Genomic DNA, 11263 nt, shown 5'->3' on the forward strand with positions numbered 1-11263 from the left:
CGGAGTCTTGCTATTAGGTTTGATGTGACTTTGTTGCAGGTTCAACAGAAGTGATTGAAATATCAGCACAGGATTATATTTATGCGCCTTAAACGGTTTTGGTTTTTGCCCGTGGTCATCGCGGCGATGCTCGTTTTCGGCGGTTTCGCCGTCGCCCAGGACGCCGACCCCGCTCCCCAGGCCGCGGGCCCCGCAGCCCCCGGCGCGGGCCAGCAGGACATCTCCGGTCCCTTCGACATGGAGCGTTGCGTCAAGCGGGCCCTGGAGCTCAATCCGAGCATGACCTCCATCCGCGCCCAGTTGCAGGGCAGCAAATTCGGGACCAAGTCCGCCTTCGGCGCGTTTCTGCCTTCCGCCTCCGCCAACTACGGCTGGACCCACTATGACCGCCAGAACTCGTACAGCAACCACTACAGCGACTGGGCGAGCGGCGTCAGCGTCAGCCAGCCCGTGTTTCACGGCTTCAGCATCCTGGCCGGTTGGCAGAAGGCGCAACTGACAGAGGAATCCACCGCCGCCTCCCTGGACAACGTCGAGCTGACGCTCATCGGCAACGTCCAATCCAATTTCCTGTCCCTGCTCAAGGCCCGCATGGACGTCAAGAGCGCCGAGGACTCCGTGGCCCGCCTGGAATCCCAGCTCAAGGTGATCACCGCCTTCTACGACGTCGGTCTGCGGCCCAAGGCCGAAGTGCTCGACGCCGAGGTCGACCTGGCCACGGCCCGCCAGGGGCTGCTCAACGCCCAGAACAACGTCTCCATCCAGGAGACGCAGCTCAACACCCTGCTCAACATTCCGGTGGAGACCCAGGTGGACTATGTGGGCGAGCTCAAGGACATCCCTTTTGACCTGACCCTCAGGGACTGCCTGACCCGCGCCTACAAGGGGCGGCCCGACCTGGTCATCGGCGTGAAGAGCGTCGAGATCGCCAAGAAGGACGTGACCGGCGCCGAGAGCACCTTCTATCCCCAGGTCGACGCCGGGTGGGACTACACCAACAAGGGTGTGGACGCCGGACTGGGCAAGGGCGGTTCCGACGGTTACTCCTACCGCAACAAGGAATACTGGACGGCCGGCGTGAGCGCCTCCATGAGCATTTTCCGGGGCGGCCAGGACTACTACAACCTGAAGCAGTACCAGGAAGTCGTGAAGCAGGTCGAGGCCGAGTTGGAGAACACCCGCCTCAACGCCGGGTTCGAGGTCAAGCAGGCCCTGCTGAACATCAAGTCGGCCGCCGACAGCATCGACGTGGCCCGCAAGTCCGTGGAGGCCGCCACCGAGGCCTACCGCATGGCCGTGGCCCGTTACCAGGCCCAGGTCGGCACCAACACCGATGTGCTGAACGCCCAGTCCCGCCTGACCGAGACCGAGGCCCAGCTTTCGCAGTCCTTGGCCAACTACGGCACCGCCATCTCCACGCTGTACGTCTCCATGGGCGAGAAGAACCTCGGCCTGAAGGAGGCCAAGTAGCCCCCATGTTCGGACGCAAACGGTCCTGGCAGGCCAAGGGTATGGTCTGCGAGAAGTGCGGCCGCGACCTCACCGCCTACCGGGGCTGCCGCGAAGTGACGTTGCGCTGCCCCTCCTGCGGAAAGGAATACGACCTGCGCAAGTTCGCTGAGGATATGGACGACGATTTCGAGGAGGAGATGGGGTTTGTGCCCATGGACCGAATCTGATTTCGCCGCCGGAAGGCGGCTGGGACGCGCGGCCATCGTCTTCACGTTGGCCGCCGTCTTCTTTTTCGCGCCCCTGCCGGTCCGCGCCGAGGGCAACGAATGGCGGCCTCTGGTGGAGCGGCTGGTGGACGACGGCTTCGACCGCACCTACGTCCAGTCCCTCTTTGGCCGCAAGAGCCTCGAATTCGACCCGCAGATCCTGGCGCGCAAGATGAACGTCCTGCTGAACTCGCGGCTCCAGGCCGCGAGCCCGGCCCCCGCGTCCGAACCCCAGGTCCTGGACCGCTACCTCAATCCCATCCTGCTCGCCGGGGGCTATGCCTACTTCCGCGAGCACGCGGCGGTGCTGGAGCGCATCCGGAAGCAGTACGAGGTGCGCGGCGAGGTCCTCACCGCGCTCATGTTGGTGGAGACCAAGCTCGGCACCCAGGTGGGCAGCCGCAACGGGCTCTCCATCCTCGCCTCCATGGCCCTGGCCGGGGATTTCGAGCGCATCCGCCCGTACATTACGAACAAGGATTTGTCGCACGCGGATCAGGAGTGGCTGGTCCAGCGTACGGCCCAGAAGGGCAACTGGGCCTATGCGGAGCTCAAGGCGCTCATCACCTACGCCCGGCGCAACGGCCAGGACCCGATGAACATCCCCAGTTCGGTCTACGGGGCCATCGGCCTGTGCCAGTTCATCCCCTCCAGCGCGCTCCATTACGGCGTGGACGGCACCGGGGACGGCCGGGTGGACCTCTTCGACAACACCGACGCACTCTACAGCATGGCCAATTTTCTCCGGCAGCACGGCTGGAAGGAAGGGCTTGGCCGCGAGGAGCAGCTCAAGATCATCTTTCGCTACAATCACTCGCAGAGCTACGCCCTGACCATCCTGGAAGTGGCGGACAGGATCGACAAGACCAACCGGTTTTTCGGGAACTAGCCGTCGAGCAGACTGCTGTACAGGTTCAGGCTCCGCTTGAGGAATTCCTCCAGCGTCAGTTGGGACATGATCCGCTTTTGCCGGTCGAGCACCTCGGCCCGGACCTCGGGCTTCGTCACCTCGGCGATGGCGCGGGCCAGCGCGGCCTCGTCGCCGGGCGCCACTAGGGCGGGCGGGCTGACCAGGTCGGGCATGACGCCCACCGAGGTGGAGACCAGGGGGCGGCCGGCGGCCATGATCTCCAGGGCGGAGCGGGCGATGGCCTCGGACCAGAGGGAGGCGACCACGCCGACGTCCAGGGCCGAGACGCAGGCGGCCACGTCGTCGCGACGGCCGCTGATGCGGGTGATGTCGCCCACCTTGGCGGCCTCGATGTCGGCCTCGATTTCCGAGCGGGTCATGGCGGTGTCGAAACCGATGAGGAAGAGGCGGACATTGGCGAGCCCCTCGGCGCGCAGCCGGGCCACGGCGCGTATCAGCTCCCGGTGCCCCTTGACCCGGTCGAACCGGCCGAGCAGGCCGACCACCAGGTCGTCCGGGCCGAAGCCGAACTCGGCGCGCACGGCCTCGCGGCCCTCGGGGTCGAAGGCGAAGCGTTCGGTGTCCACGCCGCCTTGGATGAGCCAGACGCCCTTGGGGGGCGTGCGCATCCGCTTGAGGAAATAGTCGGCCATGAACCGGTTGGTGACCACCACGGCGTCGGCCGCGTTGGCGTGGAGCCAGCGGTTGAAGGCGTCGCAGCGGGGCGGGCGCTGGTCGCCGCGCGTGCGCACCAGCTTGAAGCGGAAGCCCGCCAGCTTGAGCAGGCCCCACAGGAAGAATCCCTCGCCCCGGTGGCAGTTGACGATCTCGGGACGGTGCGCCCGGAGCAGTTGTATGATATGACCGATGGCGCGGGCGAAGCGGACGGGATTGGTGGTGTTCAGGTCCACGGAGACGGTCGTGAGTCCCAGGGCCTTGGCGGCCCGCTCGGCGTCCGTATCCGCCTGGGTCAGGACCAGGACCTCGTGGCCCGCGTCGGCCAGCAGGCGGCTCAAGGTGATGGCGTACCAGGCGGTGGCGTTGAACCAACGGACGTTGATGACCTGAAATATTCTCATGACGGCTCCGGTTTCGATATTCTGTCAGCATGACAGGTCGCGGACGTGAAGGCAAGGTTTAGCATTGATGGATGAGACGCTGATTTCAATTATATTGCCCACCTACAACAGGGCCGCCTTTCTCGGGACCGCCATCGACTCGGTCTTTGCCCAGACCTGGCCGCACTGGGAGCTTGTGGTGGTGGACGACGGGTCCACCGACGGCACCGGCGAGGTCCTGGCCCGTTACGCCGACCCGCGCGTGAAGGTGGTCCGCCGGGAGAACGGCGGCGTCTCGGCCGCTCGCAACACCGGCATCGCCAGCGCCTCCGGCCCCGTCCTCGCCCTGCTGGATTCCGACGACGAATGGCTGCCGAAGAAGCTGGCCACCCAGTGGGCCTACATGCGCGAGCGCGGCTACGAGATCTGCCAGACCGACGAAATCTGGATTCGGGGCGGCCGCCGCGTGAACCAGAAGGCCAAGTACGCCAAGCCCGAGGGGTGGTTCTTCCGCGAGTCGCTGGAGATGTGCCTGATCAGCCCGTCGTGCACCATGTTCACCCGAGCGGCCTGGGAGCGGATCGGTCCGTTCGACGTGCGAATGCCGTCCTGCGAGGACTATGACATGTGGCTGCGGGCTTGCCTGCACTATCCGGTGGGGCTGGTGGCCGAGCGGCTGACCGTCAAACACGGGGGCAGGCCGGACCAGCTCTCCAACTGCGTGCCCTGCGCGGACGTCCACCGCATCCGCGCCCTGGTGAAAATCCTGCAATGCGGGAAACTTGACGCCGGGCAGGCCGAAGACGCCCTGGCCGCCCTGGAGCGTAAAGTGCGGATTTATATGCAAGGGTGCGAAAAAAGAGGAAAAAGTGATGAGGCAAAACAGGTTTGGAACCTGTTTTGCATGGTGCGGGAGGGGAAAGAAGTTCCCCTGAATTCGCTGTGTTAGCTTTGCGCCAGCGGCAACGCGTCCGGCCGTTCCCTGAGGATATCGGGAAAGGGCCGGGCAGAGGTGTTTCGTGTCGTCCATAGCCCGTCTCATCGACCTGCTCCCGTCCATAGACCAGTCGCGCATGGTCGCGTCCGGATACGGCGTATGGGTGTCCTGGAAGGGGAGCCCGAACTCCGCGTTGGAGAACACCCTGCGCGAATACGGTTCGCTGCTCATGGCCGAGGAGGACGGGCAGGCGCTGTGGTTCTGCAACACCAGCGAGCTGTTCCGCGCCCTGGCCCGGCTCCAGATGTGGGCGCGCGTCAATCCCATGGCGGTGCTTTGCCAGGTGATCCCCCTGACATTCCTGGTGGGCTACAACATGGACTTTTCCGCGTCCGTGTCGGCGGAGCTGGACCGGCAGGACTCGCGGGTGCCGGATGATTTCGAGATTCTGATCCACCCCAAGCTCAAGGACCGGGTCAATGCGGTGCCGGGCCTGAGCACCTCGACCGTGGGAAACGTGGACGGCCTGGCTCCGGTGGAGTGGCTCGGTCTGCACGTGGACCAGGGGCTGGACTACGAGACCGTCCGCAAGTGGTATTTCATCATCAAGCCGCTGGGCAGGATGTCGGACCGCGAGAGCATCGTGGGCTGGCGCGACTTTTCCTCCCTCATCCTCGCCCTGGTCCAGCGCCTCGGCCTCAAGTACGTGTCCGACGTCAAGGAAGGGGCCATCTTCTTCCCCCTGGACAACTTCCAGTTGCTCAAGAATTTCTGCATCGAGATCCTGAACCTGATCCGCGAGGTCAAGGAGGACCCGGAGCGCGAGGGCTGGCCGGTGGTGATGGCGGCGGTGTCGCAGGAAAAGCTCCAGTTCACCCAGGACCTGCCCAAGAAGGTGGGCCTGGACTGGAACCGGCTGACCCCGGATTACCCCCACGTCCGGTTCATGGACGGCTTCCTCCTCTCCCAGTGGTTCAAGGTCAACGAGGCCCGCTACGGCACCGAGGCCCTGTCCCTGGACTCGTGGTGCACCATCGCCCAGAAGGAGGGCGGGGCGCTCATGGAGCATGGGACCATGGAGGTCATGCTGCCCAACGTCCTGCTCGGAATGGAGGGGGCGGAGTGCTTCTATTGCGGGCAGAAAAACCATTCTTCGGCCCAGTGCCCGTCCCGGACCATGGCGGCGGTCCATCCGCAGGTCTGGCACCTGCTCTCCAAGGTGGACGTCAAGGAGTTCAACAAGGCCCTGGCTTCCTTGGACGCCGAGGTGAACCCGGAAGATTTTTCGAACACCGTCGCGGCGGTCATGGAGCGGAAGAACGACCTCGCGAGCCTTCTGGTGCGGGCCATGTTCGAGATCAACGTGCCCGGCCAGATCCGGATGCTCAAGCTGGTCTGGCGCAGCCGCAGCAAGGAGTGGGCGGACGGGTTCCGCCAGCTCGCGCCCGTGGAGGGCGGCCTGGTCTGGGATGCGCTCAAGCTGGTCGAGGCGGGAGAATACGACAAGGCCGAGGAGCTTATCAAGGCCGCCCAGCTCAAGTACCCGCGCAGCTATCAGCCCCATTCCCTGTGGGGGTTGCTCTACCTGGAGAGGGGCGACCTCAACCAGGCCCTGTTCCATTGGCAGGAGGCGGAGAGGCTGAGCTACACGCCGTTGCAGCAGGGCTTTTTCGCCTATCAGCAGGCCCGGCTCAAGGAGGTGGGGGGCGCTCTCAAGGACGCCATCAACGCCTACAAGCGGGCCAACAGCCATTCGCCGGTCTGGATCGATCCGGTCTACCGCCAGGCCGTCTGCATGGTGAAAATGGGCTTCACCGGCCAGGCCATGGACCTCTTCAACGACCTCATCCGACGCGACCCGCACATCTTCAACCGCATCCTGCTCGACCCGGAGCTGGATCGCGGCCGTGTGCAGATCATGAGCGCCCTCTGGGAGCTGTGGAGCACGGCCACCGACGAGATGCAGGAGGCGCGCGATCAGGTGGAGGGGCTGATAAAGGACATCGGGCGGCGGTTCAACGAGAACCACGACTACTACGAATCCGCCAACGAGGAGCTGGACCGGCTGAACAAACTGTCCTCGACCAACAACTACGTGGCCTTCCGGCTGCTCGCCAGCGGCACGCGCAAGTTCCAGGCCGACCTGGACGGCGAGGTCCGGCGCGAAATCCAGCGCATCAACGGCAACCTCGAATACCAGTCGGACCGCATCCGTTCCATCCAGAAGGAAGCGGCCTGGTTTCCGTTCCCCAAGCTGCTTCTGGAGTTCAACAAGGATTTCAACTTCTGCGTGGACAAGATCAACTGGATCAAGACGCAGAACCTCAAGGACGCAGACAACTTCCGCAAGGCGCTGGTCTTCCTGGAAGAGGTGGAGACCCACATCGACACCTTGCAGGGCCGCCTGGTGACCCTGCGCATCATCCGCGACTCCACCCTGTTCGTGCTCATGCTGGGGCGCAATTTCATCTGGCTCGAACTGATCTGCCTGGGCCTGGCCCTGGTGGGAGTGCCCGGCTTCATCTATTTCACCCAGGACGTGCATGGCAACTGGATGGTGGACGCCCTGCGCGAGCAGCGCTGGGAGTTCGCCAAGGGGCTGGTCATCATCCTGAGCGTGCTGAGCATCGCCTTCGCCGCCATCAAGAGCGCGCTCACCTTCGAGAAACGAAAGCGGGAGCTCTTCGAACAGTTGGACGAGGAAATCCGCAGCTCCGCACCCAGGCGCTACTGATTATCATCTCCCGCCGCTTCCCATCGCCCGGCTTTGCGGGTACCTTTGCCGCATGAATCATCCCAGCCAGCGGAGGGGACATGCATACTTTGGTACTCATCCGGCACGGGCAGAGCGCGTGGAACCTGGAGAACCGGTTCACCGGCTGGACCGACGTGGACCTTTCCGAACAGGGCGCGGCCGAGGCCGCGGCCGGGGCGCGCCTCCTGGCCGAGGCGGGCCTCTCCTTCGACGTGGCCCACACCTCGCTGCTCAAGCGGGCCATCCGCACCCTGTGGATAGTCCTGGATCAACTGGATCTGATGTGGCTCCCCGTCAGCCGCACCTGGCGGCTCAACGAGCGCCACTACGGCGCGCTCCAGGGGCTGAACAAGGCCGAGACCGCCAAAAAGTACGGCGACGACCAGGTTTTTGTCTGGCGGCGCAGCTTCGACGTGCCGCCGCCAGCCCTGGAGCCCGATGACGAGCGCTTCCCCGGACATGACCGGCGCTATGCCGACCTCTCGCCCGACGAACTGCCCCGGTGCGAGTCCCTCAAGCTGACCATCGACCGGACCATGCCCTACTGGTTCGAGACCGTGGCCCCGCAGATTCGCGCGGGCGAGCGGGTGCTCATCGTGGCCCACGGCAATTCCCTGCGCGGGCTGGTCAAGTATCTCGACGGGATGTCCGACGAGGCCATAACCAAGCTGAACATCCCCACGGGGCTCCCGCTGGTCTACGAACTGGACGACGACCTCAGGCCCCTGCGCCACTACTACCTGGGCGACCAGGAGGCCGCGGCCAGGGCCGCCGACGCGGTTGCCAACCAGGCCAAGGCGGGGTAAACCCGGACCCGTCATGGACGGGAAACGCTTCACCCACGATCTGCTCGGCTGGTACGACCGCCACAGCCGGGACCTCCCCTGGCGGGAGAATCCCGAGCCCTACGCCGTGTGGATTTCCGAAATTATGGCCCAGCAGACCCAGATGGACCGCGTGGTGGCCTACCACGACCGCTGGATGCGGGCCCTGCCGACCCTGGCCGACCTGGCCGCCGCCCCGGAAGAGGCGGTTCTCAAGCTCTGGGAAGGGCTGGGCTACTACTCCCGCGCCCGCAACCTGCGCAAGGCCGCCGAGGCCATCGTGCGCGATCACGGCGGCGTGTTCCCGGACGATCCGGCGGCTATCCGCGCCCTGCCAGGCGTGGGGCCCTACACAGCCGGAGCCATCGCCTCCATCGCCTTCAACCGGGCCGAGCCGGCCGTGGACGCCAACGTCCTCCGGGTCTTCGCCCGCCTCCTGGACCTGGCCGAGCCGGTGCGTTCCCCGGCGCTGCGCAAGGCCGTGGAGGCGGAGGTGCGCGGTCTGATCCCCGGGGACCGGCCCGGCGACTTCAACCAGGCGCTCATGGAGCTCGGCGCGCTGGTCTGCTCCAGGGGGCCGGACTGCGGCAACTGCCCGGTCCGGGCCCACTGCCTGGCCCTGGCGCATTCCACCGTGGCCGACCGGCCCATGCCCGCGCCCTCCGCCGAGGTCACCCCCATCAACATGGCCACCGGCGTCCTGGTCCACGGCGGTCGGGTGCTGATCCAGAAGCGCAGGCCCGGCGACGTTTGGCCCGGCCTGTGGGAATTCCCCGGCGGCGTGATCGAGCGGGGCGAGACCCCGGAGCAGGCCCTGGCACGCGAGTACGTGGAGGAGGTGGAGCTCAGCGTCCGGCCCGTGGAGCCCATCACCGTGGTCCGCTACAGCTACACCCGCTACCGGGTGACCATGTACTGCTTCCTGTGCGAGAGCGGAGGGCCGACGCCCCCGGCCCCGGTGTTCCGCGAGGCCACGGAAGGGCGGTTCGTGGCCTGGACCGAGCTGGACGGCTTCGCCTTCCCTTCGGGCCACCGGCGGCTCATCGAGTGGATGCGCGGCGACGCACGCTATGCGCATCTTTTCTGATTTCACGTAATTCCGACAGGTTGTCGCTGACGGCACACCCCTTGCTTTCTCCCTTGCGGAGGCTTGTTTCCAAGCCAAAATTTTGACGTGGGAGAATGCGTATGTCTCTGAACTCCATCCTTGATGCCCAATTGGCGATAACCGCCGGTGAAGGCGGCGTGTCGTCCGCGACCGCGACCGGGGCGCGCAACGCCGGGATGCGGGCCGCGTTCGAGACGCAGTTGCGGATGGCGCAGAATCTTTTTGGAGAAGGGTCGCGTCTCCGGGGGGAGGGGAGTCCTTCTTCGGCGGGCGGCGCAATGGCGGGCGAGCCCTTTGTGGGCGACGCCATGATGTACGAGGCCCTGACCACCATCGCCAGGCTCATGCAGGCCGAGTCGCAGCACGACCCGCAAGGCCCTTCCGGCGCGAAACCGGCGAACGCGCCCGGCCCCGGCGTCGATGCCGCGTCGGCCGCGTCGTCTCCGGCCGCGCCGGACCTCTCCGGCCTGGGCGCGCTCTCGGCCCGGTTCGAATCGGGCGACGAGGGCGTGGCCTCCGTCGGCTACGACCGCACGGGCGGCACCTCCTACGGCGTCTACCAGATCGCCTCCAAGCCCGGCACCATGGACCGGTTTCTCGACTATCTGGGCAAGGAGGCCCCCGGCTGGGCAGACCGGCTGCGCGAGGCGGGCCCGGCCGACACCGGCTCCGCGTCGGGCGGAATGCCCGCCGCCTGGCAGGCCATCGCCGCCGAGAACCCGGAGCGGTTCGGCGCGCTCCAGCACGATTTCATCTCCAGCGAGACCTATGCCCCGGCCCGGAGCATGATCCTGGAGCAGACCGGCCTCGACTTCGACAACGCGCCTCCGGCCCTGCGCGAGGTGCTTTGGAGCACGGCGGTGCAGCACGGCCCCACGGGCGCGGCCCGCATCTTCGGCAAGGTCATCGACCGCTTCGTGGGTGCGGTCTCGGGGGGGGACTTCAATTCACGGCTCATCGAAGGCGTCTACGACAGCCGCAAGGGCCAGTTCGGCTCCTCCACCGCCCGCGTCCGCCAGGCCGTGGCCAACCGGCTGGATACCGAAAAGCAGCTCGCGCTGAACCTGCTCGGCACGCGGTCGCTGAATCGGATGGTGTAGGAATGCCTCCGGCGGCCCTACCGGGGGTCGCCTCCGGCGGGGCCAAAGAACCTCTTGAAAGAGGTTCTCTGGACTCTCCAGAACTTTTTAGCTCCGCTTTGCGGGGGGGCTTGTTGGGGGGGGCTGGCTGGGCCGGTCCTTTTCTTATTCTATGGGTTTGGCCAGTTTCTTTTCCAGGGATGCATCCAGTTCGACGCGCAGGGTGCCCTCGCGCTGGTCCACGCGGACCTGGCCCTGGGCGAAGCCCTTGACCTTGCGCACGTCCTTGACCAGGGCGTACATCACGTCCGCCTTGCGCTCCTCGCTGCGGGAGCTCTTCAGCCCGCAGAGGATGGCCGCCTCGGCCAGGGTGCTTTCCGGCACTTCCTGGCCCGGATGGTCGCGCTTGAGAATGAGGTGGGAGCTGGGGCCCTCCGCCAGGTGGAACCAGTAGTCGAAGGGGCTTGCGGCCTTGCTCAACATGGCGTGGTTGGCCTGCTTGTTCTTGCCACGGATCAGGGTGAACCCGTCCGAGGAGCGGAACAGGGAGACGGCCAGCCCACGGTAGCGCGTGGGCAGCGGCGAGGCGGCGGGCGCGTCGGCGTCGCGCGGGGCGGGAAAGTCCTCGGGCAGCCGACCTTCCTCCACGGCCGCCAACTGGTCCAACAGCTCCCGGCGGCGGCGCTCCACGTGCGGGAAACCGCGCCGGGCCTTGGCCGCCAGGCGGAAATAGCGCTCCATGTTCTCGGTCACGGAGAGGTGGGGATTGAGCGGCACGGTCATCGGGCCGCGCTCCGGGTGGTCCACCACCACGGACTCCAGCCCCTCGGCGTCCTTGAGCCGGTAGAGGGCGGCCTGGAGCGCCTCGCCGCGC

10 protein-coding genes are annotated in these 11263 nt (G+C 66.1%); 8 read left to right on the forward strand and 2 right to left on the reverse strand.

The window, feature by feature from the left end; translation table 11 throughout:
* Nucleotides 1–81: 81 nt before the first annotated feature.
* From PHP91_RS08615 to PHP91_RS08625, 3 genes are read left to right on the forward strand one after another with little or no spacing between them, the layout of a single operon-like run.
* The gene (locus tag PHP91_RS08615; protein ID WP_300139582.1) at nt 82–1470 is read left to right on the forward strand and encodes a TolC family protein; all 1389 of its coding nucleotides are present in this window, start codon (nt 82–84) and stop codon (nt 1468–1470) included.
* A 41-nt stretch (nt 1471–1511) separates the two neighbouring features.
* Nucleotides 1512–1679, forward strand: a complete 168-nt coding sequence (locus tag PHP91_RS08620; RefSeq protein WP_366141554.1) for a dual CXXC motif small (seleno)protein — start codon at nt 1512–1514, stop codon at nt 1677–1679.
* Entirely contained in the window at nt 1657–2607 is a 951-nt protein-coding gene (locus PHP91_RS08625; RefSeq protein ID WP_300139586.1) for a lytic murein transglycosylase, read from the forward strand. The genes PHP91_RS08620 and PHP91_RS08625 overlap by 23 nt, the downstream gene beginning before the upstream one ends.
* Here PHP91_RS08625 and PHP91_RS08630 read toward each other — a convergent pair.
* Nucleotides 2604–3707 carry a glycosyltransferase family 4 protein gene (locus PHP91_RS08630; RefSeq protein ID WP_300139588.1) on the reverse strand — a complete coding sequence of 368 codons (1104 nt, stop codon included), beginning with the start codon at nt 3705–3707 and terminating at the stop codon, nt 2604–2606. The two genes, PHP91_RS08625 and PHP91_RS08630, sit on opposite strands and share 4 nt — an antisense overlap.
* A 67-nt stretch (nt 3708–3774) precedes the next feature.
* Between PHP91_RS08630 and PHP91_RS08635 the strand changes: the two genes are divergently transcribed.
* The 5 genes from PHP91_RS08635 (at nt 3775) to PHP91_RS08655 (ending at nt 10410) form a co-directional block, all read left to right on the forward strand.
* Nucleotides 3775–4635 (forward strand): glycosyltransferase family A protein, encoded by an 861-nt coding sequence (locus tag PHP91_RS08635; RefSeq protein ID WP_300139590.1) that lies wholly within the window; start codon nt 3775–3777, stop codon nt 4633–4635.
* A 70-nt stretch (nt 4636–4705) separates the two neighbouring features.
* Nucleotides 4706–7357 carry a tetratricopeptide repeat protein gene (locus PHP91_RS08640; protein WP_300139592.1) on the forward strand — a complete coding sequence of 884 codons (2652 nt, stop codon included), beginning with the start codon at nt 4706–4708 and terminating at the stop codon, nt 7355–7357.
* Nucleotides 7358–7437: 80 nt separating this feature from the next.
* Complete coding sequence (gpmA, locus tag PHP91_RS08645; protein ID WP_300139594.1) at nt 7438–8184, forward strand: 2,3-diphosphoglycerate-dependent phosphoglycerate mutase; 747 nt, start codon at nt 7438–7440, stop codon at nt 8182–8184.
* 13 nt (nt 8185–8197) lie between these two features.
* A complete protein-coding gene (gene mutY / locus PHP91_RS08650; RefSeq protein WP_300139596.1) occupies nt 8198–9289 on the forward strand; it encodes an A/G-specific adenine glycosylase in 1092 nt (363 codons plus the stop codon).
* A 299-nt stretch (nt 9290–9588) separates the two neighbouring features.
* Nucleotides 9589–10410: a hypothetical protein gene (locus PHP91_RS08655; protein WP_300139598.1), complete on the forward strand. Its 822-nt coding sequence runs from the start codon at nt 9589–9591 to the stop codon at nt 10408–10410.
* Between the two features lie 144 nt (nt 10411–10554).
* Here the strand turns inward: PHP91_RS08655 and PHP91_RS08660 are convergent.
* On the reverse strand, nt 10555–11263 hold a 709-nt coding region (locus tag PHP91_RS08660; RefSeq protein WP_300139600.1), incomplete at its 5' end, for an NFACT RNA binding domain-containing protein.

Origin of the sequence: Pseudodesulfovibrio sp., from assembly GCF_028692895.1 — a bacterium.
GTDB lineage: Bacteria > Desulfobacterota > Desulfovibrionia > Desulfovibrionales > Desulfovibrionaceae > Pseudodesulfovibrio.